The organism is Rhizobium sp. CFBP 13726 (genome assembly GCF_014841925.1).
In the GTDB taxonomy this organism is placed as follows: domain Bacteria; phylum Pseudomonadota; class Alphaproteobacteria; order Rhizobiales; family Rhizobiaceae; genus Neorhizobium; species Neorhizobium soli.
The window spans coordinates 377,219-400,324 of the sequence record NZ_JACYUU010000003.1; the positions used below are offsets into that span (position 1 = coordinate 377,219).

Genomic DNA, 23,106 nt, shown 5'->3' on the forward strand with positions numbered 1-23,106 from the left:
CAAGGATCAGACACATGGTTTCGACCCATATTCTCTCGGCCTATGACGAGGAACTGAAATACCTGAACCGCCGGATTTCCGAAATGGGCGGTCTGGCGGAGCAGATGTGCGGTGATGCCGTGCGTGCGCTCGTCAACTCCGACTCGGCGCTGGCCCAGAAGGTCATCTCGGACGACGTCATTCTCGACCACGCCGAGCGCGATATCCAGGACAAGGCGATCGTCACCATCGCCAAGCGTCAGCCGATGGCGGCCGACCTTCGCGAGATCATCGGCACGCTGCGCATTGCAGCTGACCTGGAACGCGTCGGCGACCTTGGTAAGAACACCGCCAAGCGCGTGCTCGCCGTGCAGGGAACAGGCGTCCCGCGCAAGCTCGCCCGTGGTCTGGAGCATCTTTCCGAACTGGCGCTGGTGCAGCTCAAGGACGTTCTTGATGTCTTCGCCAACCGCTCCGCGGAAAAAGCCGAAATCATCCGCCAGCGCGATGAAGAGATTGACGCGATGTACACCTCGCTGTTCCGCGAACTCCTCACCTACATGATGGAGGATCCGCGCAACATCACCACCTGCACCCATCTCCTGTTCTGCGCCAAGAACATCGAGCGCATCGGCGACCACGCGACGAATATCGCCGAGACCATCTACTACATCGCGACCGGCGCACAGCCGGAGGGCGAACGTCCGAAGGACGATACGTCCAACATGCTCGGCTCCGCCGGGACATGATGCAGCTCTCCCGAAATCGCCTGCCGGTTTCGGGACGATAACTGCCAAAACCAATGACCTGAAGCAGCGCGAGCGGATCTGGCGGATCTAAGTGCGGTTCGGGACGAGTGACGGAGCAAGTCGGAATGCAGCCGAAGATCGCAGTCGTGGAAGACGAAGAGGCCCTCAGCGTCCTCCTTCGGTATAACCTGGAGGCCGAGGGTTACGAGGTCGATACCGTGCTTCGCGGTGACGAAGCGGAAATCAGGCTTCAGGAGCGCGTTCCGGATCTTCTCATTCTCGACTGGATGCTGCCGGGCGTTTCAGGCATCGAACTCTGCCGTCGCCTGCGTATGCGGCCGGAGACGGAACGCCTGCCGATCATCATGCTGACGGCGCGCGGCGAAGAAAGCGAGCGCGTTCGTGGGCTTGCCACCGGCGCAGACGACTATGTGGTCAAGCCTTTCTCGACGCCGGAACTGATGGCCCGCGTCAAGGCGATGCTGCGCCGTGCCCGACCCGAAGTGCTGTCGAGCGTCCTCAAATGCGGCGACATCGAACTCGACCGCGAAACCCACCGCGTTCACCGCAAGAGCCGCGAAGTTCGCCTCGGGCCGACAGAGTTTAGACTTCTGGAATTCCTGATGGCGTCGCCCAGCCGCGTCTTTTCGCGCTCGCAGCTGCTCGACGGCGTCTGGGGCCATGACATCTATGTCGACGAGCGTACCGTCGACGTGCATGTAGGGCGCCTCCGGAAGGCGCTCAACTTTTCCAACATGCAGGACGTCATCCGCACGGTCCGCGGTGCCGGCTACTCGATGGAAGCCTGAGCACCGCGTCTCCTAGCCGGCAGCGTCATGGCAATCACGCCGGTCACGACGCAGGCGAGACCGAGCCAGGCTGTCGAGGCAAGCGTTTCGCCGAGAAACACGACGCCGATGCCAACGCCGATCGGCACCCGCAGATAGGCCTGCGCCGTCGTGCCGACGGAGCCGAGCGTCTGGACCAGCCGGAAATAGATGACGAAGGCCAGCGCCGTCGAAAATACCGCCAGCGCCAACAGGGCGAGCATGGAATCGGCGCTGGGCGTCAGCGTCCAGGGCCGATCGACCACGAGGCTCACGGGAATGAGGATGGCCGCCCCTGCAATCAGCGATCCCGCGGCGGGCATCATCGGGTCCAATCCTTTAAAATTCTTGCCGAAGATGGCAGCCGCCGCATAGCAGATCGTCGCCGCCACGATGGCGAGTTGCGCCCAGAGGCTCTCGCCCGAGCCGGCAAGCGCCTCCATGCCGACGATCAGGCATATGCCGACAATGCCTGCGGCAACTCCAAACAGCTTGGCCGCAGAGACGCTTTCATGGCGGGTGATCAGCGCCGTCAACAGAAAGGCGAAGATCGGCGTCGTTGAACTCAAGATGGTGGCAAGGCCCGCATCGGTCGTCTGTTCGGCCCAGGCGATGAGGGTGAAGGGGACCGCGCTGTTGAGGCAGGCCTGAACCGTGAAAAGCTTCCAGGTCTGCCGGTCGGTCGGCAGCTTCAATCCGCGAAGGCGTAGTGCCGCAGCGAGAATGAGCCCGGCGACCAGTGTTCTGACGGCAATAAAGGTGACAGGCGAAATCGTCTCCACACCGACTTTGATCAGCGTGTAGGACGCGCCCCAAAGCGTCGCGAGCGTGAGGAGCAGCAACAGATCCGTTGCCATGCTTGTTTTGGTGTCCGCCATTCCAGTTCCTGTCCCCATGAATGCAATCTCCGCCCCTCTTAGCGGAACCAGGAAAAGAAATGCTTCGACGACGGCCGAACCGTTGACCGCTGACGGCAAAGTTTTCCGGTGCTAGAACTGGATCATGCCCAATATGGTTTCAGGAAATACGATTGCGGAAGTTGCAAGCCTGATCGGCGATGCTGCACGCGCCAACATGCTGTCCGCGCTGATGGGCGGACAGGCGCTGACGGCGGGCGAACTGGCACGCCACGCCGGCGTCACCGCGCAGACCACCAGCGGCCATCTCGGCAAACTGGCGCAGGCTCGCCTGATCGAGGTCGAGAAGCAGGGCAGGCACCGCTATTACCGACTTGCCTCTCCGGAAGTCGCGCACGCGATCCACGCGTTGATGGCAGTCGCCGCGGATGGGCCGAAGCGCCATCATCCTGTCGGCCCGAAAGACGAAGCGTTACGGCTTGCCCGCACCTGTTACGATCACATGGCCGGCCGTCTCGCCATCGCGCTCGCCGATGCCCTAACAGGAAGCGGCTACATGCTGCTCGGCGATGGAGCCGGCCTGATCACCGACGAGGGCAGACGGTTCTTTTGTGATTTCGGGATCGATCTCGAACAGCTGACCCGTTCGAAACGCCCGCTCTGCCGGACATGCCTCGATTGGAGCGAGCGACGGCCGCATCTGGCGGGACAAATGGGTGCGGCGCTGCTGGACCGCGCTCTTGGCGTCGGCTGGATCGGCCGCCGAGAGGAAACCCGGGCTCTGCGGATCACGCGCGCCGGAGAGATCGGGTTTGCCGAGACATTCAGGCTTCCATCGGACTGGCGTATTGCACCGTCCGAAACTCTGATGGTCAGGCGGCTTCCTGGGTCTTCCATTCCGGCAGCGGGAACAGCTTGTCGTAGCCAAGATTGAAGAGATAGGCATAGACCACGTAGAACAGCGCGATCGCGATATCCATTGTCAGCGCATGGAGAAGGGTAATCTGCAGATACCACGCGATAAACGGCATCAGCACGACCAGCAGACCGATTTCGAACAGCACCGCATGAGCAATGCGCAAGGCAGGCGTCTTCAGCGTCGTACCCCGTCGCGCCTGCAGAAAGCGGTCGAAACCCAGATTGTAGAGGTAGTTCCAGCCGGTCGCGACCGTCGCAGACACGACGCCGACAATGCCCATATGTTCGGCCGGCATGTCGAAGACGAAAGCGCCGAGCGGCACCATCATCAGAAGCCCGATGATTTCAAAGCTGATGGCGTGGCGAATACGGTCTCTTATCGAGCGCATGATCTTCCCCTTTAGGTGCGGTTCATGCCGGGTCGTCCCGGCGTTATGCCCATTCAGGGGGAGGTCGTCCTCTCTCGAGGCCGAAATAGGAGCCCAGGGAGTGCGAGGCAAGTTTTTTCAGCGCAAGTCAGCCATGCCGAAAACGCAAAAGGCGGGCCAGAGCCCGCCTTCGATCTTGTTTCCGCAGCCGCCTGACTCAGGACGCGCGGGCAGCCGGACGACGGCGCTCGTGCACTGGCTGGTAGGCAAGCTTCGCGTGATATTTGCAATAGGGCGACGCATCCTGCGCATCGCAACCGCAGAAATGGAAGTCGTCCGTCAGCGGATCGCCGACCGGCCACTTGCATGTGCGCTCGGTGAGATCCGTCAGCGACAGACGGCGCGAGATCGGCACGACGACGCTGCCGGAAGCGGTGTATTTCACCGGCTCCGCGACGTTGACGTCCTGATCTTCCTTGAGGGCGTTTGCACCCACCGTCCGTGCTGCGGGACGGGCTGTGTCGCGTCCGGCAAAGCTCGGCGCGCGCGGAGCTGCGGGCGCTGGGCGCTTGGATGCCGGGCGATTGGCCGACGCCGAACCGCCTGCTTTGGCGCGACCCGGAAGGTTGAGACGGTGCACTTTGCCGATCACGGCATTGCGGCTTACGCCTCCAAGTTGGGCTGCAATCTGGCTGGCGCTGAGACCTTCCGACCATAGTTTTTTAAGTCGCTCGACGCGCTCATCAGTCCAGTTCATGCCGTTCTCCGCCTTTGAACGTTGCTGGCAGACAGAATCCGTTCACCTCTGCGGCGAAATAAATCCGCCGCACCCACGCAATCTATGCTTCGAGGTGACTAGTTCCGCCGCATGCGTTCTAGTAATTGAGGATTAACCTAGTGTGTGGCTGACTCCGTGGCAAGAGTCGCTCGAATCGCCGCGAATCGATTTCGCGGTTTTCCCCAACTTGCTGCCCTCAAGAGTCATTTTTGTCACAGACCGAAATGCCGCAACACAGCATCAGGTTGCATCGCGGCGTATGCCCCGAAAGCCCTATAAAACACCAAGTTTTGTTGACATGGAGGCACTTAGCCATGATAGTGCCCGCGCCGCCCGGTGGGCGGCATTTTTGATTTTTCAGGCCGCATTCCCGGTCTCCGGAGAGGTCTGGAGAGGGGGGTCGGAACCTACCCAGAGGAGTGATGTCGCCATGGCTGAAGCCGCACTTTACGACACGTTTGCCCGGGCACCTTTGCGCTTTGATCGAGGCGAGGGCGTATGGCTTGTGACGGAAGGTGGCGAGCGATATCTGGATTTCGGGGCAGGCGTTGCCGTCACCTCCTGCGGTCATTCCAATCCGCATCTGGTAAACGCGCTGAAGTCGCAGGCCGAGAAGGTCTGGCACCTTTCCAACCTCTACGAGATCCCGGAGCAGGAGCGTCTGGCCCGCCGTCTGGTGGATGCCACCTTCGCGGACAAGGTGTTCTTTACCAATTCCGGCGCCGAAGCGCTTGAGACCGCCATCAAGACGGCGCGTCGCTATCATTTCTCCAAGGGTCATCCGGAGAAATTCCACATCATCACCTTCGAAGGTGCCTTCCACGGCCGGACCATCGCGACGATTGCCGCCGGTGGTCAGGAAAAATACATGGAAGGCTTCGGCCCGAAGGCGCCAGGGTTCGATCAGGTGCCGTTCGGTGATCTCGACGCCCTCAATGCTGCGATCAACGAAAACACCGGCGCGCTGCTGATCGAGCCGATCCAGGGCGAGGGCGGCGTGCGCGTCGTGGACAAGGAATTCCTGCGCGAGCTGCGTCGCATCTGCGACGACCGGGGTCTGCTGCTGATCCTCGACGAAGTGCAGAGCGGGGTTGGCCGCACCGGCCGCTTCTTCGCCCACGAACTGACAGGCATCACGCCTGATATCATGGCTGTTGCCAAGGGCATCGGCGGCGGCTTCCCGTTCGGCGCCTGCCTTGCGACCGCAGAGGCTGCTTCCGGCATGAAGCCCGGCATTCACGGCACGACCTATGGCGGCAATCCGCTCGGCATGGCCTGCGGCAACGCGGTGCTCGACGTCGTGCTGGCCGATGGCTTCCTTGAAAATGTCCGCGATGTCGCGCTCGTGTTCCGCCAGGGACTGGCAAGCCTGAAGGACCGTTTCCCTGACGTGATCGAAGATATCAGAGGCGAAGGCCTGATGCTCGGCATCAAGGCAAGGGTGCCTGCTGGCGATCTGGTCGTTGCAATGCGCGATGAGAAAATGCTGTCAGTACCTGCTGGCGATAACGTCGTGCGCCTTCTGCCGCCGTTGACGATCACGGCGGAGGAAGCCCGCGAGGGGCTCGCACGGATCGAACGGGCAGCGGAAAAGCTGACCGAGGCAGAACTCAAGAAAACAGCCTGAGCGCGATGAGGGGTGCCGGTGACGGTTCCCCTCGATAGGGGACGATAGCATGGCATCACCAAAGCATTTCCTGGATCTTTCGGCGGTTTCGCCGGAGGATCTTCGCACCATTCTCGACGACGCGAAAAGCCGCAAGCAGGCCTTCAAGGCCGGCAAGGGAGACCAGCCGCTCGCCGGCAAGATGTTGGCGATGATTTTCGAAAAGCCGTCCACCCGCACCCGCGTCTCCTTCGATGTCGGCATGCGCCAGCTCGGCGGCGAGACGCTCTTCCTGTCCGGCACGGAAATGCAGCTCGGCCGCGCCGAGACGATCGGCGATACGGCACGTGTCCTGTCGCGCTATGTCGATGCGATCATGATCCGCACCACCGATCACAACCGCATGCGGGAAATGGCCGAGCACGCCACCGTGCCTGTTATCAACGCGCTGACCGACGATACCCATCCCTGCCAGATCATGGCCGACCTGATGACCTTCGAGGAGCATCGCGGTCCTGTCAAAGGCAAGACCATCGCCTGGACGGGTGACGGCAACAACGTGCTGCACTCGCTCGTCGAAGGCTCGGCGCGGTTCGGCTACAAGATGAACATGGCCGTGCCGATGGGCTCCGAGCCGCATGACAAGTTCCTGAACTGGGCGCGCAACAATGGCGGCGAGATCATGCTCTGCCACGACGCCGAACGGGCGGTCACCGGCGCTGATGTCGTCGTCACCGATACGTGGGTGTCGATGAACCAGGAGCACAAGGCGCGTGGCCACAACATCTTCCAGCCCTATCAGGTCAACAAGGCGCTGATGGATCAGGCAAACAAGGACGCGCTCTTCATGCACTGCCTGCCGGCGCATCGCGGCGAGGAAGTCACCGACGAGGTCATCGACGGACCACAGTCGGTGGTGTTCGACGAGGCGGAAAACCGTCTTCACGCGCAGAAGTCGATCCTTGCCTGGTGCTTCGGCATCGTCTGAGGATCGAAAGCGCTTCCGACTTGAATTCGATGAGAGCCGCCACCATCTGACGGCTTTCAAAGCGCGCCGCCGAACGAGTGCGGCGCTTCAACACGATATCGTCAACGTTCTCAAATCCCCGGCCGGCGGTTCCGCTGCGGCTGGCGCTTGTGTAAAAGCGTTCGAGGAACTGAGAGCGCCGGCGCGAAGGAGTTAACTCATGGCGGAAGCGACTGTTGAACTGAACGAACTCGATTTTGCCGGCGACGACCGCGTCGTGCCCTTCCAGGTGGATGGCCTCGATGTGCGCGGCCGTGCGGTCCAGCTCGGGCCACTCCTCAACGCGATCCTCGGACGGCACGATTATCCGGCACCTGTCGCACGGCTGCTGGCGGAAGCCGTCGTGCTCACTGCACTGCTGGGCACTTCGCTGAAATTCGAAGGCAAGTTCACCATGCAGACCAAGGGTGACGGCCCGGTCGACCTGCTTGTTGCCGATTTCTCCACGCCGGATGCATTGCGCGCCTATGCCCGCTACGACGAGGATGCACTGGCCGAAGCCGTCGAGAACGGCAAGATCTCGCCTGCCGAACTGCTCGGCCATGGCTTTCTTGCGCTGACGATCGATCAGGGCCGCGGCATGCAGCCCTATCAGGGCATCGTTCCGATGGACGGCTCGTCGCTTGAAGAAATGGCCGGCGTCTACTTCCGCCAGTCCGAACAGATCCCGACCAGGGTTCGCCTCGCCGTCGCCGAACTCATCGACCGCGACGAGGACGGCAACCCGCGCCACAACTGGCGCGCTGGCGGACTTGTCGCCCAGTTCCTTCCACAGGCGCCTGAGCGCATGCGCCAGCCCGACCTGCATGGCGGCGACGGTGACGAACGCGATGCCGTCGAAGTCGAGGACGATGCCTGGTTAGAGGCGAGCACGCTGGTCGGCACCATCGATACGGACGAGCTGACCGATCCGCAGGTGGCGATCGAACGGCTGCTGTTCCGGCTGTTCCACGAGCGCGGCGTGCGGGTCTATGATCCGCAGACGGTGTTCGACCGCTGCAGCTGCTCGCGCGACAAGATCAAGGGCGTGCTGGACGGGTTCTCTGCGGAAGAAATCCACGCGAGTGTGGAAGATGGAGAAATCGCGGTAACCTGCGAGTTCTGCTCGACCACCTACAAGTTCGTGACGGAAGAATTCGAAAGCGCCTGATCCGCTTTGCGGGTCAGTTCAGAACGCGCACGACGCCTGGTGAATCCAGCGAGAAGGCGGGAATGTCGACTTTGAAAGTCTCGCCTTCGTCCGTCTTCATATCGTAGGTGCCGAACATGACGCCGGATGGCGTGTCGAGCGGGCACCCGGACGAATATTCGTAGCTGTCGCCGGGCTCCAGTCGCGGCTGGTCGCCAACGACGCCTGGTCCGTCGACCTCGTCGACGATCCCGTTTTCGTCCGTGATGTTCCAGTAGCGATGCACGAGCGTAACGCTGATCGAGGACTTGTTCTCGATCACGATCCGGTATCCCCAGACATAACGACTGTCCTCGGGGCTCGACTGCTCCTCGAGATAATAGGGCTCGACGGCGACGTCTATGTCTCTGGTGCGGGCGCGGTACATTGGCACCTCAAGATTGCTCATCGTGCCGATATCGTACAGTGGGGGAGAAAGGTCAAGAATTCTCGCGGCTTGCATCTGAGGCAATGTCGCGTTCTTGATGATAGGGATAACTGATATGGTAAACCCGGAGCGTTCCGGGTCTACCCATCGTTCGGCGTAAAGTCGATCAGATCTGCTTCAGCGCCTGCGCGAAATCTTCCAGCAGGTCGTCCGCATCCTCGATGCCGGCCGAAAAGCGCACGGTGCCGGGCGAAATTCCCAGTTCCGTACGGGCTTCGTCGCTGAGGTTTTTGTGCGTCGTCGTTGCCGGATGCGTGATGATCGAGCGGGTGTCGCCGAGATTGTTGGAGATGGTGACCACCTCCATGGCATTCTGCAGCTTGAAGGCCGCTTCCTTGCCGCCCTTCAGCTCGAAACAGACCAGCGTCGATCCGCCCGTCATCTGCTTGGTGATGATATCGGCCTGCGGATGGTCTTTGCGACCGGGATAGATCACTTTCGCGACCTTGCTCTGCTCGGCCAGGAAATCGGCGATCTTCGCCGCATTCGACGTCTGCTGGGCAACACGGATCGGCAGCGTTTCCAGCCCCTTGATCAGTGTCCATGCGGTGAACGGCGACATCGCCGGACCGGTATGGCGATAATAGTCCTGCAGGTGCTCCAGAACCCATTCGCGGTCCGAAAGGATGACGCCGGCAAGGCTCCGGCCCTGGCCGTCGATATGCTTGGTGGCGGAATAGACGACCACATGGGCGCCGAGTTCCAGCGGCCGCTGGAAGAGCGGCGTTGCGAACACGTTGTCGACCACCAGACGGGCGCCGACCTGATTGGCAAGCTTGGCAACGCCGGCAATGTCGATCACTTCCAGCGTCGGGTTTGTCGGGCTTTCCAGGAAAAACACCTTGGTGTTGGGCTTGATCGCCGCTTCCCAGTTGGCAAGGTCGCGACCGTCGACCAGCGTGCATTCGATGCCGTAGCGCGGGGCGAGCGTTTCGACAACCCAGCGGCAGGAACCGAACAGGGCCCGCGCGGCAACGATATGGTCGCCGGCGCGAAGCTGGCACATGAGCGCTGCCGTGATGGCGGCCATGCCGGAGGCGGTGGCGCGGGCTTCTTCTGCACCTTCCAGCGCACACATGCGCTTTTCGAACATGTCGTTGGTAGGGCTGCCGTAGCGGGCATAGATATAGCCGTCGGCCTCGCCCTTGAAACGGGCCTCGGCGGCTTCTGAACTGTCGTAGGCGAAGCCCTGCGTCAGGTAGATGGCTTCCGACATCTCGCCATATTGCGAGCGCAGCGTGCCGCCATGGACGAGCGTGGTGGCAGGGCGCCAGTTCTTGTTCGGGGATTTGCTCATGTGTTCATCACCTTCGTGATACAAAAAAACCGGCCGCAATCGCAGACCGGTTTTCAACCCGGTCTTTTTAGCCACTTGTTTAACGTGGCTGCAAGCCGACCGGCCAAATCACCACGGGATAAAGCTGCCTTACGCCTCGCTTCCGCTTGCGTCAATGGTCCGCATTTGGTTTTGTCGGCCCCAAAATCTGAAAGAGACATGATGGCTCGCGAAACGGGAATTCTGGCGGACCGCGCAATTGCGGCGCTCTTCGAACAAGGACGGCTGAAGTCCGAGAGGGCGCTTGATCAGGACCAGATCCAGCCGGCGAGCCTTGATCTGCGCTTGGGGCAGAAGGCGTTTCGCGTGCGCGCCTCGTTCATGCCGGGGCCGATGAGCCTCGTGTCCGACAAGCTCAAGCGCCTCAGCCTGCACGTCATCGATCTCTCCGAAAGCGCCGTCCTCGAAACCGGCTGCGTCTATATCGTGCCGCTGATGGAAAGCCTCGATCTGCCGGCCGAGATGTCGGCTTCGGCCAATCCGAAAAGCTCCACCGGCCGCCTCGATATCTTTACCCGCGTCATCACCGATCGCGCCCAGGAGTTCGACAAGATCCCTTCAGGCTATCGCGGTCCGCTCTATCTCGAAATTTCCCCGCGCACATTTCCGATCGTCGTGCGCCAGGGCTCGCGCCTGTCGCAGATCCGCTTCCGCGTCGGCAACGCCCTTCTGCAGGAGCCGGAGCTGTTGGCGCTGCATGGAGCCGAAACGCTGGTCGCCGCCGCGCAGCCGAACATTTCCGGCGGCGGCATAGCGCTATCGATCGACCTTGCCGGCGACAACGATGGCCTGATCGGCTACCGCGGCAAGCACCACACGGCCGTCGTCGATGTCGACAAGAAGGCCCAGCATGATCTGTTCGATTTCTGGGAGCCGATCCACAGCCGCGGCCGCAACGAACTGATTCTGGATCCGGATGAATTCTACATCCTCGTCTCGCGCGAGGCCGTCCATGTGCCACCGCTCTACGCGGCCGAAATGACACCGTTCGACCCGCTGGTCGGCGAATTCCGCGTCCATTACGCCGGCTTCTTCGACCCCGGCTTCGGCCACGAGGCCGCCGGCGGCCGCGGCAGCCGCGCAGTCCTAGAGGTGCGCAGCCACGAGGTCCCGTTCATCCTCGAAGACGGCCAGATCGTCGGTCGCCTCGTCTACGAACACATGCTGGAAGAACCCCAGGGCCTCTACGGCTCCGGCCTCGGCTCGAACTATCAGGCGCAGGGCCTCAAACTCTCCAAGCATTTCCGCAGCTAGGACATCCCCGGACGCTTCCACCCCGGCGACCTTGACAGACAAGGCCCATTGTTGGAAACCTTCCCCCGACGCGGGTGTAGCTCAATGGTAGAGCAGCAGCTTCCCAAGCTGAATACGAGGGTTCGATTCCCTTCACCCGCTCCAGCGGATTTAATACCTCAAAGGCAATGGCGTTTCACTGTTATCTGCCGTTGCAGTGGCCCGCTTCGCGGTTCGTGCTCCGGCTATCCTCCGCTGCTGCTGACACGTTCATTGTTTGCGATTATGCAATCGACACCTGCCTTAGTCACAAATGGAGGTGAACGCCGAGCATGTCTCGACGTCCACAATTTTGAGTGAGCGCCTCAGATAACGAAGAAATCCGCGTTGGTGATCGCTAGGCCTGCCGCCAGCTTCGCAAATTGGATGCCGGCAAATGCGCCGCCGTTTCCATCCTGATCGTAAAACACCTTGCCGGTATCGGTTTCATAAATGATTCGATCGGAGGCATCCGCTGCCACGCCCGACGCGCTTTTGACAAAGGCAGTAGCGTTCAGAACGCCGGTAGCGTTGAAGGCCGTGAACACTGCATTCTGTAGTTGCATCGTATCAGCGACAACATTGAAGTCGGTGATGGTGTCGACATTAGTCGCCGCGTTAAGGGCAGTATCGAAGATGAATGTGTCGTTGCCTGAACTACCAGTTAGCCTATCCAATCCGCCGTAACCGTTGATGATGTCATTACCAGCACCCCCATTGATACTGTTTGCTGCTGCGTTGCCGTGAAGGGTGTCTTTAAAATTTGAGCCCGTTAGATTTTCAATCGAGCTGTAGGTGTCGCCCTTGGCTTCTCCGGCGTTGATGGACGAAGTGAGTAAACTGGCAACCACGCCTGACGTTGCCGACGAGTAGGAGGCCCGGTCGGTTCCCGCGCCGCCGCTGAGTGTATCGGCGCCTTCACCGCCATTCAGCGTATCATCGCCATCATCTCCAGATAGCTTGTCGTCTCCACCGTAGCCGTTGAGGATATCCTCGTCGGCGCCTCCATTAAGGGTGTCGGCAAGAGCGCTGCCGTAGAGCTTGTCGCTGCCTCCGCCCGCATCGACTGTGCCGGAGAGGGTTCCGAACTTCGTGTCGAAAATGTCGGCTCCGTCATTCAGGGATACCGTGCCTATGATCTTGCCAGTGTTGACAATCTGATCGATCCCCTCTGAACCTAAATAAGCTTGAGAGAGCGATTTGATCGTTCCGCTATTTTGTACGACCAGCGTTTCGTTGCCGGCATGAAAGAGGCCGGTAAATCTCCCATCGATCATGCCGGTATTGATTACGGTCGATTGTGTGGCCGCGTTAGAGGCCGAAATTACCACTCCACGATAGTTGCTCCAAATCGTACCGCTATTCTCTACGGTAGAGTTGTAACCCCTGATCCAGGCGCCATAACCAGTGTCGCTAAATTGGGCCATATAAGCACTGCTTCCGACGATCAGGTGTAGATCATGGTCGACCGTGCCTTCATCGCCGAGTACGACAGTGTCATAGTTACCAATTAATGTGCCTTGTACGTTGACGTCATGATAACTCCCAGTACCCCTGATCGCGGTTCCGTCAGTAGAACCGACAGTAACGCCCGAAGCGATGAAGGCGTCGTCAAGTGTGGTGAGGTCGGCACGAATACCGGCGCCAACGGAATTAGTTGCGAATATCTGTAAAGCCATTGTTCCAATCCCCCATTAGAATACAACAATACACTTCAACATACATGAAATGACCTCTTTGCTGCATGGGTAAAATATCGTCGGTGTAAAAAATATTTGCGTGCCTCCAGCTGCCCGTCCCAAAAATGCTACAGATAACCCGTCGCCTACAGACCAGCGCGATATGTGCCCAACGAAGCGTTCAATTGGGTCTCCTGCGTCTTCCCGAAGTTTCCCCAGCTGAAGACGAGGTTCAGCTTCCCTTCGCCTGCTCCAATCCCCTCTCCCGATCAGCTCTCCTTCCGGCGCGGCATGTGGGGTGTCTTGCTCCAGTGGAAGGGCTTTGTCCTGAGTTCCCGTAGCGCCTTCCAGGCGGCGAAGGATGTCATCATCCAGTAGAGCGGCACGGCAACCCAGCGGCGGCCGACGAGGCGCTTTTCGTGGTCGGTCATCGATCCGATGCCGAGGCCGAGGAAGATGAGATAGCTGCCGAGGATATTGGTGAAGTCGATCGCGAACAGGCCGACGACCTCAAGCGGCAGCGTGTCGATCGGCGCCCGCAGCATTGCCGAGAAGCCGACGCCGAGAAAGACGAGGATCAGCGGATGCAGCAGCGATGACAAAAGCATGCCGCCCACCAGCAATTGGATTACGCAGAAAGGCTTGATGCCGATTTCGCCGATCAGCCGCGCCGGGTCGCGCATCAGCACCAGCCAGGTTTGCAGCCAGCCCTTGAACCAGCGGCTTCTCTGCGACGTCCACACCTTGATCGATAAAGGCGCGTCCTCCAGCGTCTGGTGCCGCATCACGTCGGCGGTAAAGCCGAGCCGGTAGAGCCGCATGCCAAGATCGGCGTCTTCCGTCACGTTGTACGGATCCCATCCGCCGGCTGCGATCAGCGCGCTGGTGCGGAAATGGTTGGACGTGCCGCCGAGTGGAAGCGGCATGTTCATTCTCCCGAGCATCGGCAAAAGGCCGCGAAACAGCGCTGCATATTCGAGCGAAAACAACGCGCTCAACCAGCTTTCCCGGGCGTTGTTGATGATCAGTGGTGCCTGCAGGCAGGCAAGTTCGGATGGTGCCGCGCGAAACCGCCGGTACGCCTCGCGGAGTTGTAGCGGGTGCGGCCTGTCCTCGGCGTCGTAGATTGCCGTGAATTCGCCGCGCGCACCTTTCAGCGCATAGGTGAGAGCCTTTGGCTTCGTCCGCGGACCATAGGCCGGTACCTCGACGATCTCGAACTGCGGGCCAGGCTCAAGCGCCTTCAAGGCTTCGATCGTCTGCCGGTCGTCGATTTCGCATACGAACTTGATGTCGAGCAGAGATGCGGGCCAGTCCAGCCGCTTGAGGCTTGCGACCAACTGCTCGGCCATGGCCTCTTCGCGGTAGAGCGCGACGAGAATGGTGTAGTGCGGCAGCGGCCCGAACGGTGGAGCGACTGGCACGCGTTCAGGTGCCACCAACGTTTGCCGGATCATCGCCGAAAGCCGCAGACAGAGCGTCGAGAAATAGGTGAGCGACAGGACGATATGCAGCGCAAGCAGCGTATCGATCGGTGCAATCAGCAGGAGACAGGCAAGGGTCGTCAGAAACGACCCACCGTAAAAGCCCTGGTGGCCTGCGAGCACAACGCGGGCCGACAGCAGGGGTCTCTGCTCGAACAGGGTATTCGTGGTCTCGCGGATGCGGCGCGCTGCATCGGCTTTCCAGACGGATTCGCGAATGGCGCTCGGCGTGGTGATGACGAGATCGCGGCCCACAAGAGGCAGGGTCGCAAGCGTTGCCGCAATCTGCGAAAGTCGCGCCGCCTCCGGCACGATGGCGATTTCCTGCGCCTTGTTGCGATGGGCGATCCTCACCATGGTCGGGCGTGTCAGCTGGGCGTCGGTCGAGGGCAGGATAACGACAAGCGCGGGATCGAGCGACGAGACGAAGGGAAGTCGCAGCAGACGGGCGATGGCACCGTAATAGGCGTCTTCCCTCACGTCGCCGCATGCCAGAAGCTCGGCCTCGACCGTCGTCCCGTTTTGCCTGGAGAGGCCAGCCAGCTTGGCGATCAACGGTTTCGAGAAACCGAGGGCCGCAAGCGCTGTCAGCTCGACCTGGATGCCGGGACGAAAGTCGAGCAATTGCCCGGACTCGATCTCGTCGGTCGGCGGCGCCCCCGTTTCGTCGTGATAGGTCGGCTGCGAAGCATGTTCCTCTGAGCGCATGTTGCTGCTACACCGTCCGCAGACGAACCCCTATTGCCCCACACGGATCATAAAGATGCGATACCTGATTACATCCCTAAAAAGCAGTGGTGTTTTCAAGTTTATGCAGCTCTTGGTGGTGGTGATATACGGACTTCTGTCCGCAACGCAGGCACTTGCGGCCTCCACCGCTCCGCCTTCTACCCCGGCGACCCAGCTTCCGCTGATGTTTGACGCACGAGAACGCGTGGAGCGCCAGGATCTGTCGACAATCCTGCGCGTGCGCATCCTGACGACTGTCGATTTCCCCCCTTTCAATTTCGCAGATCAATCTGGCCGGCTGTCAGGCTTCAACATCGATCTCGCCCGCGAGATTTGCACGGTCCTGAAGATCGAGGCAAAGTGCCAGATTCAGGCCATGCCCTTCGCGGATCTCGAAAAGACCCTGGAAGACGGGGGCGGGGAGGCCGTGATGGCAGCGGTCGCTGCAACTCCGTCGCTGCGGCAGCGCTTTCTTTTTTCCAGGCCCTATCTCGGTATCCCGGCAAGGTTTGCCCGCAACAACGCGGCGACACTGGCTGCGACCACGGTATCGGACCTCAGCGATCGTCCGGTCGGTGTCGTCAAGGGAACGGCGCATGATGCGATGCTAAGAGCGTTCTTCCCGAAGCTCACGCAAAAGTCGTTCGACAGTTACGAGGACATGCTGGAAGCTCTGAAGGAGAGACAAGTGGATGCCGTCTTTGCCGATGGCCTTCGCCTGCCGTTCTGGGTCGCAAGCGAGGCATCGGAGACCTGTTGCAGCCTGTTCGACGGCCCCTACCTGTCGCAGAAATTTCTAGGCGAGGGCCTGACCATCATGGTCCGCAGAAACGATCCGACCCTTGCCGCCGCCTTTGATCAGGCGCTGGCCGAATTGTCGCGCAACGGCCGCCTGCAGGAACTCTACCTGCGCTATTTCCCGAACGGCCTCTATTGAGACCAAGGAATTTTTTCTCAAGATACGTTGAATGCAACGCGGCTTACTGGCTCGCCCAGATGATCCGTGCCATCCATTCCACATCGGCCGTGTCGAAGGAACGGTTCGCGTGTTCGGGGTTGAGCGACAGAAGCTCGATCAGGCGCGCACTCTGGCGCGCCAGAACTTTCGCCATCACTTCGCCCTCGCGGGTTTTCAACACCACGCGGTCGCCACGCCGAACCTGTGCGCCGGGCTCGACGATCAGCACGTCGCCGTCCCGATAGAGCGGCATCATGGAATCGCCCTGGACCTCGAGCGCGTAGACACCGGCTTTTCGAGCAGGATCGACGGGAAACTCCACCACATCCCAGCCCTGTCCGGCAGGAAAACCGCCATCGTCGAAAAAGCCGCCGGAGCCGGCCTGGGCAAAGCCGAGCAGCGGGATCGTGCCGTTCTGGGAGGGAAAATTGCCGTCGGGAAGTTGCGACCTGCCCATCGCATGCGGCAGATAGCTCATGAACTGATCGACCGTTGCGCCGGTCGCTTCCAGAACTTTGGCAATCGATTCCGTCGAGGGCCATCGCAGTCGTCCGTCGGGGCCAAGCCGTTTCGACTTGTTGAACGAGGTCGGATCCAGTCCTGCGCGTCGGGCAAGCCCAGACGGCGACAGCTGATGACGCTCAGCCAGCGTGTCGATCGCGATCCATATCGTCTCATGTGACAGCATCGTCGTCCCTGCCCCCGGCGCAAGAGGAAACAGCCGTTGCCGCCTTCCGCCTGCCATTGCCGATCAGTCCCGTTGGATGCAAGCGTCAAGGATACCGGCCCTCAAGGCGCCGCCGCCCGGAGATGGGCGATCTCCGCTTGCTCGTCGCAGAATTTAGCCCAGCAGGGGGATTTCGTAAAGCAGAAAAGGAATAAAATCCTTTGCTGCTATCCTACGCCACCATGGCCATGTTGAGCCGGCCGAGCTTGATGACGGCCTGGGTGCGACTATCGACGTTCAGCTTCAAAAGAATAGCCGAGACATGCGCCTTGATGGTCGCCTCAGAGACGCCCAGCTCGTAGGCGATCTGCTTGTTGAGCAGGCCTTCGCCAAGCATCGACAGAACCCGGTGCTGCTGGGGCGTCAGCGTCCGCAGACGGTCGAGAATGTCTGATCTTGCGGCGTCTTCCTCGCTCTGCGATGTCTCGCCTTTCGGCACCCAGATATCGCCTTCCAGCACGGCCTGTATTCCGGCCCTGATATCGTCAAGCCCGCAGGATTTGGAAATGAAGCCGGAAGCGCCCAGATCGAGCGCCCGCCTGATCGTGCTGCGATCGTCCGTGGCTGAAACGATGATCACCGGTAGCGCCGGAAAGGCCGACCTGAGCGACGTCAGGCCCGCAAATCCGCTCACGCCCGGCATGGCAAGGTCGAGCAGCATGAGATCGGTTTCGGGATTGTCTTGCGCCGCTGTTCTCGCCGCATCGAAGTCGCCCGCTTCGATGATGACAATTTCGTCGGCAACGCCTTGTATCGCCTGTTTCAGCGCACCGCGGAAAAGCGGATGGTCGTCGGCGATGATGATGTTGAGTGTCTGCATGTCCACGCCCCCTCCCAAAGGCATAGTCGTGCTTTCCCTGTAATACCTAATGTGTAGCGCCGAGTGTGGCGCGACACAAGTCTGCAAAATAGCATGAATCAGGTCCTGTCCGGTTGCGGCTCACCGCCAAATTCCCGCACCATCGACATGACGCCGCGCATGAACCGCTCGATGATCGAGAGCGACCGGTCGACAGCATCGTCATCAGGAAAGGTCTTGGGGCGATCGGCAAGACGCTGTTCCAGCGCGGTCACGCGTTTTTCGAGCAGATCCAGTTCCTTTTCATAGGCGGCCCGCTCGTCCGGTGCCATGCGGCAGACCAGTTCTCCGTCGGTGTCGTTGCACAGCGACATCGCGCCGGTTTGCGTATCCAGCCGCACGATGCCCTGTTCGGTCCGCTCCAGCTGGAACCGCCGGTCGTCTTGCGCTTGAGCCGGCAGCGAAAGCACCTGCGTCGAGAGCGCAACGGTTACAAAGACTCGTGTCGCAGTGATCCTTTTCATGATCCTTCCTCCTCATTGCACCATGGACAATCAACGCCCTTTGCGGCAAACGGTGCCGATCATAGATCAGAGCCGGACTATGGGAGTTCGTGATGCCCGATATCGTCTACAAGATCGTACCCGATTCACTTTGGCGCAAGGCTAAGGAGACCGGCCGCTTCGAAGGTGCGGAAATCGACCTGCGTGATGGCTATATCCATTTCTCCACCGGGTCCCAGGCGCGCGAAACGGCCAAGCGGCATTTCGCCGGCCTGACGGGCCTGATGCTGGTCGCCGTCAACACGCTGGTTCTGGGCGATGCCCTTAAATTCGAACCCTCTCGCGGTGGCGATCTTTTCCCCCACCTTTACGGCTTCCTGCCGTTTTCGGCCGTGCTCTGGGAAATGCCGCTTTTGATCGGCGTTGACGGCCAGCATGCCTTTCCGGAGAAAATGCCATGATCGGAACAGTGATGCGGCCCTTTTCGGCGTTCGCGTCGCGCAGTCTGTTCGTCTTCGATCCGGAAAAAGCCCACGGCCTGTCGGTCGCGGCGCTGAAAAGCGGTGTCGTGCCGGCCTGCAGCCTGAAAGCCGATCCGCGGCTTGCCCAGACGATCGCCGGCATCCGCTTTGAAAACCCGATCGGGCTTGCCGCCGGCTACGACAAGAATGCCGAAGTGCCGGATGCGGTCCTGAAGCTCGGCTTCGGATTTACCGAGGTCGGTACCGTGACGCCGAAGCCGCAGGCTGGCAACGACAAGCCGCGCATCTTCCGGCTGGTGGAAGACCGCGGCATCATCAACCGGCTCGGCTTCAACAACGAGGGCCACGAGGCGGCTTTCCAGCGCCTGTCGGCCCGTAGAGGCGCAAGCGGCATCGTCGGTGTCAATATCGGCGCCAACAAGGACGCACAGGACCGTATCGCCGATTACACCGCCGGTATCCGCAAATTCTACGGCCTTGCCACCTATTTCACAGCCAATATCTCGTCGCCCAACACGCCCGGCCTGCGCGACCTGCAGGTGCGCGACAGTCTGAAGGCACTGCTCGAGGCAATCCTGTCCGTGCGTGACGAAGAGGCGACCCGCCATGGCCGTTCCGTGCCGATCTTCCTGAAAATCGCGCCGGATCTGACCGAAGAGGGAATGGACGACGTCGCGGCAGAAGCTACGTCCCATGCTTTGGATGGTCTGATCGTCTCCAACACGACACTGGCGCGTGACGGTCTGCGCAACCAGACCCAGGCGAAAGAAGCGGGCGGCCTTTCCGGCGCGCCGCTGTTTTCACGCTCCACGACCGTGCTTGCCAAGATGCGCCAGCGGGTCGGCAAGGATCTGCCGATCATCGGCGTCGGCGGTGTGGGAAGTGCGGCGCAAGCGCTCGAAAAGATCCGCGCCGGAGCCGATCTCGTTCAGGTCTATTCCTGCATGGTCTATGAAGGACCGGGCCTGCCATCCGCGATCGTCCGCGGCCTGTCATCTCTGCTTGACCAGGAAAAGGCCACATCGATCCGCGAACTGCGCGACACGCATCTCGACCAGTGGGCGGCCAAAAGCCTCTAGATCAGTTGGAAAGTACCATCGCCCAGTAAAGCCGTCCGTCGCTTGCGCGGGCGGCGGCAACGCCGAGGCTCTTGTAGCTGCCCAGCATGTTGCGCAGGTGTTTCGGCGAATCGATCCAGGCCTGAACAGCTTCGCCGACAGTGTGCTGTCCGGTCGCGATGTTTTCGGCGGCTGGCAGCGCCACCTCGCTCTTTCGCATCCGGTCGCCGAAATCGTCGCCGAAGCCGATCAGGTGCTTCATCTCTTTCGCCTTCGCCATTCTGACGGCCTGCCGTCCGGCTGCTTGCTGGGCCGGCCTGTCGAGGCCAAGCGGCGAAAGGCCCTGGGCCTGGCGCAGCTTGTTGACGAGCGGAAGCGCTGCTTCCGTCTCGTCGACAGAACCAGGCGTCGGCGTCATGACAGATGTGGTGGAGCAGCCGGCAAGCAGAAGGCCGGTGCCGGCGAGCACCAGAAACGTGCGGCGGGAGGGGAGAGACACCATCGACATTCAGCGGCGAATGCTCAGAAGGCGCAGCACGATGAAAACGGGCACGACGATGATCGCGCCGAGCAGAAGATAGTCGCCGACGCGTCCCAGTGCCTGGAAACCGTTGTACCAGAGGTCGAGGAAATAGTAGCGGATGGTGTCGACGATATTGTCCGGCGTGAAGCCGAAAAACGCCAGCACGAAGCCGACGATCAGGCAGACGACGATCAGCTTGACGATCGTGCGGCCGATCGAATCGCCGAGGAACCTGTTCACGCCATCCGCCATCGTCGATCGTCTCCACCGTTGGAAAATTGGTTTGGGATTGCCATAGCCTTGCGGGAACAGTCCCGCAACCTGTCACATAGGCACTCTTCACTAGCCTCTCAAATACAACTTGAGTTTTTTTGTGGCCCGGGTGACAGGAGGGGCAAGGGGAATGGCGAGATGACGCAACTCCACCGTCGCCGTAATGCCCGCCGTAACTCCAGTGAAAGCCGTCACGCCATGAGCGCGATCCAGTTCTCTTCCGGTGACGTCATTGCCGACCGCCGCGCGGATTATGCCCGCATGCTGGCCGAGGGACAGGATTTTCCCGCCGCCGCAGAACTGATGGAGCAGGCACTGGAACTCGTGCCCACCTGGGCCGCCGGATGGTTCAGGCTCGGCGAATACCGCGACAAGGCGGCACTCGCGAATGCAGCCGACGCCTATCGCCGCGCGCTCGAACTGCAGCCGGACGATATCTTCGGCGCCAGCCTGCGGCTCGCGCTGATCGGCGCCGGCGATGTCCCGGACCAGCCGCCCAGCCGCTATGTGGAGGGCCTGTTCGATGATTATGCCGACAGGTTCGATACGTCACTGGTGGAAAAGCTCAACTACTCGGTCCCGCAAAAGCTTGGCACGCTGGTCGCGCCACATGGGCCGTTTGCGACCGTGGTCGATCTCGGCTGCGGCACCGGCCTGTTCGGGGCCGAGATCCGCGACCGGGCAGGGCGCCTGGAAGGGTTCGACCTGTCAGCCAACATGCTGGCCAAGGCTGCGGAAAAACACCTCTACGATCACCTAGGGCAATCGGACCTCAGCCTTGAGGCAGCACAGTCCGGCCTGTTCGACACGCTTCCGCCCCACCGCGCCGACCTCGTCTCGGCAGCCGATGTGCTGATGTATCTCGGCTCGCTCGAAACCGTCTTTCCGCTCGTGACCGAGCTTCTGGCATCGGCGGGTCTGTTCGCCTTCTCGGTGGAAGATGCGGGCGAGGACGAGACGTTTGTGCTCAAGGATTCGCTCCGTTACGCCCATTCGGAAGTCTATATCGGCGGCCTGCTCGCGCATTACGGCTTCGATCTCATCGCCGTCGAGCGGACGACTATTCGCATGGATGCCGGCAAACCCATCCACGGCATACTGTTTCTGTCGCGAAAGACCGGATAAGCCTTTACTTTGTTGTTATTTCGAAAGGCCGTCGGCGGGCGCAGCGATGTCGCTTGATGAAGCTGCTATCGCGGTGCACAATCGCCGAAAATCAAGGGGAATAGCGTGGCCGATGAACAGGTTGCAGCAAGGCGCCGTATGGGTTTCTACAGCCTTGATCCGGCACGCCACACGATGCTGGAAGATGCGCAGGGCCTGTTCATCAGCGCCATGGTCGCAGCCCTAGGTCTCTACCTGCTGAACCAGGTCGGGCTCCTCACCAGCGGCACGGCCGGCGTCGCCTTCCTGTTGCATTATGCGTTCGACATTCCCTTCGGCGTCCTGTTCTTCGTCGTCAATCTGCCGTTCTACTACCTGTCCTTCAAGCGCCTCGGCCTCGGCTTCTCGGTCAAGACCTTCATCGCCATTGCCGGCGTTTCCGTCATTGCCGAGCTGGAGAAGCGCTTTCTGGTGATCCAGTATCTCGATCCGTTCTGGGCAGCGCTGCTCGGCGGCATCCTGATCGGCTTCGGGCTCTTGGGCCTGTACCGGCACCGCGCCTCGCTTGGCGGCATCGGCATTCTCGCGATCTATATCCAGGACCGTTTCAAGATCCCGGCAGGCCTCGTCCAGCTGGGTTTCGATCTCTGCGTCATGGCCGCTGCCTTTTTCGTCGTCAGCCCGATGACCGTGGTCTGGTCGCTGCTGAGTGCCGTCGTGCTCAACCTGCTCTTGACCGTCAACCATCGCTCCGACCGCTATATTGCGGTGCGCTGATGGGAAAGGCGATCGACAAGACTAGCGTCGCAGACAAAAAGAGCCCCGTCGGCCTTTGGGCTTCCAGCTCGGAAAAACACTCGCTCATCGAAGATGTGCAGGCGATCCTTGCCGGTTCCATGCTGGCAGCGCTGGGCGTCGTGCTGCTGCAGGCCGCAAACCTTCTGATCGGCGGCACGGCAGGTATCGGCTTCCTGCTGCGCTACTCGGTCGATATCAGTTTCGGTGCCGCATTCTTCCTGATCAACCTGCCCTTCTACTGGCTTGCCTACAAGCGGCTCGGTCCGGTGTTCACGGTTAAGACCTTCTCCGCCGTTGCGGTCACGTCGGTGCTGACAGGCGTTCTGCCGAAGCTGATCACCATCAGCGCGATCGATCCTGTTATCGCCGCCCTGTTCGGCGGTCTCCTGATAGGTTGCGGCATGCTGATCTTGTTTCGCCATCGCGCCTCTCTCGGCGGTTTCGGGATCCTCGCGCTCTACCTGCAGGACCGTCTCGGCTGGCGGGCCGGCTTCGTCCAGCTCGGGCTTGATTGCGTCGTGCTGGTCCTGTCCTTCCTCGTTGCCAGCCCCTTCGTCATCCTCTGCTCGGTCATCGCCGCGGTGACGCTGAACCTGACGCTTGCGATCAACCACCGCACCGATAGATATATCGTTCGGTAATGCTCTTCATTTTCG

25 protein-coding genes, 1 tRNA gene and 1 riboswitch are annotated in these 23,106 nt (G+C 60.8%); of the genes, 14 read left to right on the forward strand and 12 right to left on the reverse strand.

Going from position 1 to position 23,106, the window contains the following annotated elements; translation table 11 throughout:
• Positions 1-14 precede the first annotated feature (14 nt).
• Complete coding sequence (gene phoU, locus IFT66_RS15875; RefSeq protein WP_062453931.1) at positions 15-728, forward strand: phosphate signaling complex protein PhoU; 714 nt, start codon at positions 15-17, stop codon at positions 726-728.
• Between the two features lie 125 nt (positions 729-853).
• On the forward strand, positions 854-1,537 hold the full coding sequence (phoB, locus tag IFT66_RS15880) for a phosphate regulon transcriptional regulator PhoB (protein WP_062453930.1): 684 nt from the start codon (positions 854-856) through the stop codon (positions 1,535-1,537).
• Here phoB and IFT66_RS15885 read toward each other — a convergent pair.
• Complete coding sequence (locus tag IFT66_RS15885) at positions 1,519-2,433, reverse strand: DMT family transporter (RefSeq protein ID WP_192078194.1); 915 nt, start codon at positions 2,431-2,433, stop codon at positions 1,519-1,521. The two genes, phoB and IFT66_RS15885, sit on opposite strands and share 19 nt — an antisense overlap.
• Positions 2,434-2,557: 124 nt before the next feature.
• On the opposite strand from IFT66_RS15885, the gene IFT66_RS15890 reads away from it, so the two are divergent.
• A complete protein-coding gene (locus tag IFT66_RS15890) occupies positions 2,558-3,346 on the forward strand; it encodes an ArsR/SmtB family transcription factor (RefSeq protein ID WP_192078195.1) in 789 nt (262 codons plus the stop codon).
• Here the strand turns inward: IFT66_RS15890 and IFT66_RS15895 are convergent.
• The gene (locus IFT66_RS15895; RefSeq protein ID WP_062453928.1) at positions 3,285-3,719 is read right to left on the reverse strand and encodes a PACE efflux transporter; all 435 of its coding nucleotides are present in this window, start codon (positions 3,717-3,719) and stop codon (positions 3,285-3,287) included. The two genes, IFT66_RS15890 and IFT66_RS15895, sit on opposite strands and share 62 nt — an antisense overlap.
• Positions 3,720-3,915: 196 nt before the next feature.
• Positions 3,916-4,455 (reverse strand): GcrA family cell cycle regulator, encoded by a 540-nt coding sequence (locus IFT66_RS15900; RefSeq protein ID WP_062453927.1) that lies wholly within the window; start codon positions 4,453-4,455, stop codon positions 3,916-3,918.
• A gap of 451 nt (positions 4,456-4,906) precedes the next feature.
• Between IFT66_RS15900 and IFT66_RS15905 the strand changes: the two genes are divergently transcribed.
• The 3 genes from IFT66_RS15905 (at position 4,907) to IFT66_RS15915 (ending at position 8,259) form a co-directional block, all read left to right on the forward strand.
• Positions 4,907-6,103 carry an aspartate aminotransferase family protein gene (locus IFT66_RS15905; RefSeq protein WP_092663652.1) on the forward strand — a complete coding sequence of 399 codons (1,197 nt, stop codon included), beginning with the start codon at positions 4,907-4,909 and terminating at the stop codon, positions 6,101-6,103.
• 49 nt (positions 6,104-6,152) lie between these two features.
• Positions 6,153-7,070 (forward strand): ornithine carbamoyltransferase, encoded by a 918-nt coding sequence (argF, locus tag IFT66_RS15910; protein WP_062453925.1) that lies wholly within the window; start codon positions 6,153-6,155, stop codon positions 7,068-7,070.
• Between the two features lie 199 nt (positions 7,071-7,269).
• Entirely contained in the window at positions 7,270-8,259 is a 990-nt protein-coding gene (locus IFT66_RS15915) for an Hsp33 family molecular chaperone (protein ID WP_092663650.1), read from the forward strand.
• A 13-nt stretch (positions 8,260-8,272) separates the two neighbouring features.
• Here the strand turns inward: IFT66_RS15915 and apaG are convergent, their stop codons facing one another.
• Entirely contained in the window at positions 8,273-8,665 is a 393-nt protein-coding gene (gene apaG / locus IFT66_RS15920) for a Co2+/Mg2+ efflux protein ApaG (RefSeq protein ID WP_062453923.1), read from the reverse strand.
• A gap of 166 nt (positions 8,666-8,831) precedes the next feature.
• Positions 8,832-10,022 carry an O-succinylhomoserine sulfhydrylase gene (locus IFT66_RS15925; protein WP_192078196.1) on the reverse strand — a complete coding sequence of 397 codons (1,191 nt, stop codon included), beginning with the start codon at positions 10,020-10,022 and terminating at the stop codon, positions 8,832-8,834.
• Between the two features lie 46 nt (positions 10,023-10,068).
• Positions 10,069-10,147: riboswitch (SAM riboswitch) on the reverse strand.
• A 73-nt stretch (positions 10,148-10,220) separates the two neighbouring features.
• On the opposite strand from IFT66_RS15925, the gene IFT66_RS15930 reads away from it, so the two are divergent.
• Both IFT66_RS15930 and IFT66_RS15935 read left to right on the forward strand, forming a co-directional pair.
• Positions 10,221-11,315, forward strand: a complete 1,095-nt coding sequence (locus IFT66_RS15930; protein ID WP_192078197.1) for a 2'-deoxycytidine 5'-triphosphate deaminase — start codon at positions 10,221-10,223, stop codon at positions 11,313-11,315.
• A gap of 70 nt (positions 11,316-11,385) precedes the next feature.
• A tRNA-Gly gene (locus IFT66_RS15935) sits at positions 11,386-11,459 on the forward strand.
• Between the two features lie 200 nt (positions 11,460-11,659).
• On the opposite strand, the gene IFT66_RS15940 is transcribed toward IFT66_RS15935, so the two are convergent.
• The gene (locus IFT66_RS15940) at positions 11,660-13,012 is read right to left on the reverse strand and encodes a calcium-binding protein (RefSeq protein ID WP_192078198.1); all 1,353 of its coding nucleotides are present in this window, start codon (positions 13,010-13,012) and stop codon (positions 11,660-11,662) included.
• 269 nt (positions 13,013-13,281) lie between these two features.
• Positions 13,282-15,204 carry a glycosyltransferase family 2 protein gene (locus IFT66_RS15945; RefSeq protein WP_192078199.1) on the reverse strand — a complete coding sequence of 641 codons (1,923 nt, stop codon included), beginning with the start codon at positions 15,202-15,204 and terminating at the stop codon, positions 13,282-13,284.
• 103 nt (positions 15,205-15,307) lie between these two features.
• On the opposite strand from IFT66_RS15945, the gene IFT66_RS15950 reads away from it, so the two are divergent.
• Positions 15,308-16,162, forward strand: coding sequence for a transporter substrate-binding domain-containing protein (locus IFT66_RS15950; protein ID WP_192078200.1), 855 nt, complete (start codon positions 15,308-15,310; stop codon positions 16,160-16,162).
• A 43-nt stretch (positions 16,163-16,205) separates the two neighbouring features.
• Here the strand turns inward: IFT66_RS15950 and IFT66_RS15955 are convergent, their stop codons facing one another.
• The 3 genes from IFT66_RS15955 to IFT66_RS15965 form a co-directional block, all read right to left on the reverse strand.
• Positions 16,206-16,871, reverse strand: coding sequence for a S24 family peptidase (locus tag IFT66_RS15955; protein WP_062453904.1), 666 nt, complete (start codon positions 16,869-16,871; stop codon positions 16,206-16,208).
• 211 nt (positions 16,872-17,082) lie between these two features.
• Positions 17,083-17,730 carry a response regulator gene (locus IFT66_RS15960; RefSeq protein ID WP_062453903.1) on the reverse strand — a complete coding sequence of 216 codons (648 nt, stop codon included), beginning with the start codon at positions 17,728-17,730 and terminating at the stop codon, positions 17,083-17,085.
• 98 nt (positions 17,731-17,828) lie between these two features.
• The gene (locus IFT66_RS15965; RefSeq protein WP_092663642.1) at positions 17,829-18,233 is read right to left on the reverse strand and encodes a hypothetical protein; all 405 of its coding nucleotides are present in this window, start codon (positions 18,231-18,233) and stop codon (positions 17,829-17,831) included.
• Between the two features lie 92 nt (positions 18,234-18,325).
• Here IFT66_RS15965 and IFT66_RS15970 point away from each other — a divergent pair, with 92 nt between their 5' ends.
• Entirely contained in the window at positions 18,326-18,673 is a 348-nt protein-coding gene (locus tag IFT66_RS15970; RefSeq protein WP_062453901.1) for a DUF952 domain-containing protein, read from the forward strand.
• An 11-nt stretch (positions 18,674-18,684) separates the two neighbouring features.
• Positions 18,685-19,773 (forward strand): quinone-dependent dihydroorotate dehydrogenase, encoded by a 1,089-nt coding sequence (locus IFT66_RS15975; protein WP_192078290.1) that lies wholly within the window; start codon positions 18,685-18,687, stop codon positions 19,771-19,773.
• A gap of 1 nt (position 19,774) precedes the next feature.
• On the opposite strand, the gene IFT66_RS15980 is transcribed toward IFT66_RS15975, so the two are convergent.
• Entirely contained in the window at positions 19,775-20,260 is a 486-nt protein-coding gene (locus IFT66_RS15980; protein ID WP_175487290.1) for a CAP domain-containing protein, read from the reverse strand.
• A complete protein-coding gene (locus IFT66_RS15985) occupies positions 20,261-20,527 on the reverse strand; it encodes a DUF6460 domain-containing protein (RefSeq protein ID WP_062578966.1) in 267 nt (88 codons plus the stop codon).
• A gap of 219 nt (positions 20,528-20,746) precedes the next feature.
• On the opposite strand from IFT66_RS15985, the gene IFT66_RS15990 reads away from it, so the two are divergent.
• The 3 genes from IFT66_RS15990 (at position 20,747) to IFT66_RS16000 (ending at position 23,091) form a co-directional block, all read left to right on the forward strand.
• A complete protein-coding gene (locus tag IFT66_RS15990; RefSeq protein ID WP_192078291.1) occupies positions 20,747-21,673 on the forward strand; it encodes a class I SAM-dependent DNA methyltransferase in 927 nt (308 codons plus the stop codon).
• A gap of 138 nt (positions 21,674-21,811) precedes the next feature.
• The gene (locus tag IFT66_RS15995; RefSeq protein WP_062453896.1) at positions 21,812-22,429 is read left to right on the forward strand and encodes a YitT family protein; all 618 of its coding nucleotides are present in this window, start codon (positions 21,812-21,814) and stop codon (positions 22,427-22,429) included.
• Positions 22,429-23,091, forward strand: a complete 663-nt coding sequence (locus IFT66_RS16000) for a YitT family protein (protein ID WP_192078201.1) — start codon at positions 22,429-22,431, stop codon at positions 23,089-23,091. Before IFT66_RS15995 ends, IFT66_RS16000 begins: the two co-directional genes overlap by 1 nt.
• Positions 23,092-23,106: the final 15 nt, after the last annotated feature.

What these genes read in the sequence shown, in the direction of transcription:
- phoU (WP_062453931.1), top strand. Translation starts at nt 15, where the DNA reads ATGGTTTCGACCCATATTCTCTCGGCCTATGACGAGGAACTGAAATAC.
- phoB (WP_062453930.1), top strand. Translation starts at nt 854, where the DNA reads ATGCAGCCGAAGATCGCAGTCGTGGAAGACGAAGAGGCCCTCAGCGTC.
- IFT66_RS15885 (WP_192078194.1), bottom strand. Translation starts at nt 2,433, where the DNA reads ATGGCGGACACCAAAACAAGCATGGCAACGGATCTGTTGCTGCTCCTC.
- IFT66_RS15890 (WP_192078195.1), top strand. Translation starts at nt 2,558, where the DNA reads ATGCCCAATATGGTTTCAGGAAATACGATTGCGGAAGTTGCAAGCCTG.
- IFT66_RS15895 (WP_062453928.1), bottom strand. Translation starts at nt 3,719, where the DNA reads ATGCGCTCGATAAGAGACCGTATTCGCCACGCCATCAGCTTTGAAATC.
- IFT66_RS15900 (WP_062453927.1), bottom strand. Translation starts at nt 4,455, where the DNA reads ATGAACTGGACTGATGAGCGCGTCGAGCGACTTAAAAAACTATGGTCG.
- IFT66_RS15905 (WP_092663652.1), top strand. Translation starts at nt 4,907, where the DNA reads ATGGCTGAAGCCGCACTTTACGACACGTTTGCCCGGGCACCTTTGCGC.
- argF (WP_062453925.1), top strand. Translation starts at nt 6,153, where the DNA reads ATGGCATCACCAAAGCATTTCCTGGATCTTTCGGCGGTTTCGCCGGAG.
- IFT66_RS15915 (WP_092663650.1), top strand. Translation starts at nt 7,270, where the DNA reads ATGGCGGAAGCGACTGTTGAACTGAACGAACTCGATTTTGCCGGCGAC.
- apaG (WP_062453923.1), bottom strand. Translation starts at nt 8,665, where the DNA reads ATGTACCGCGCCCGCACCAGAGACATAGACGTCGCCGTCGAGCCCTAT.
- IFT66_RS15925 (WP_192078196.1), bottom strand. Translation starts at nt 10,022, where the DNA reads ATGAGCAAATCCCCGAACAAGAACTGGCGCCCTGCCACCACGCTCGTC.
- IFT66_RS15930 (WP_192078197.1), top strand. Translation starts at nt 10,221, where the DNA reads ATGATGGCTCGCGAAACGGGAATTCTGGCGGACCGCGCAATTGCGGCG.
- IFT66_RS15940 (WP_192078198.1), bottom strand. Translation starts at nt 13,012, where the DNA reads ATGGCTTTACAGATATTCGCAACTAATTCCGTTGGCGCCGGTATTCGT.
- IFT66_RS15945 (WP_192078199.1), bottom strand. Translation starts at nt 15,204, where the DNA reads ATGCGCTCAGAGGAACATGCTTCGCAGCCGACCTATCACGACGAAACG.
- IFT66_RS15950 (WP_192078200.1), top strand. Translation starts at nt 15,308, where the DNA reads ATGCAGCTCTTGGTGGTGGTGATATACGGACTTCTGTCCGCAACGCAG.
- IFT66_RS15955 (WP_062453904.1), bottom strand. Translation starts at nt 16,871, where the DNA reads ATGCTGTCACATGAGACGATATGGATCGCGATCGACACGCTGGCTGAG.
- IFT66_RS15960 (WP_062453903.1), bottom strand. Translation starts at nt 17,730, where the DNA reads ATGCAGACACTCAACATCATCATCGCCGACGACCATCCGCTTTTCCGC.
- IFT66_RS15965 (WP_092663642.1), bottom strand. Translation starts at nt 18,233, where the DNA reads ATGAAAAGGATCACTGCGACACGAGTCTTTGTAACCGTTGCGCTCTCG.
- IFT66_RS15970 (WP_062453901.1), top strand. Translation starts at nt 18,326, where the DNA reads ATGCCCGATATCGTCTACAAGATCGTACCCGATTCACTTTGGCGCAAG.
- IFT66_RS15975 (WP_192078290.1), top strand. Translation starts at nt 18,685, where the DNA reads ATGCGGCCCTTTTCGGCGTTCGCGTCGCGCAGTCTGTTCGTCTTCGAT.
- IFT66_RS15980 (WP_175487290.1), bottom strand. Translation starts at nt 20,260, where the DNA reads ATGTCGATGGTGTCTCTCCCCTCCCGCCGCACGTTTCTGGTGCTCGCC.
- IFT66_RS15985 (WP_062578966.1), bottom strand. Translation starts at nt 20,527, where the DNA reads ATGGCGGATGGCGTGAACAGGTTCCTCGGCGATTCGATCGGCCGCACG.
- IFT66_RS15990 (WP_192078291.1), top strand. Translation starts at nt 20,747, where the DNA reads ATGAGCGCGATCCAGTTCTCTTCCGGTGACGTCATTGCCGACCGCCGC.
- IFT66_RS15995 (WP_062453896.1), top strand. Translation starts at nt 21,812, where the DNA reads ATGGGTTTCTACAGCCTTGATCCGGCACGCCACACGATGCTGGAAGAT.
- IFT66_RS16000 (WP_192078201.1), top strand. Translation starts at nt 22,429, where the DNA reads ATGGGAAAGGCGATCGACAAGACTAGCGTCGCAGACAAAAAGAGCCCC.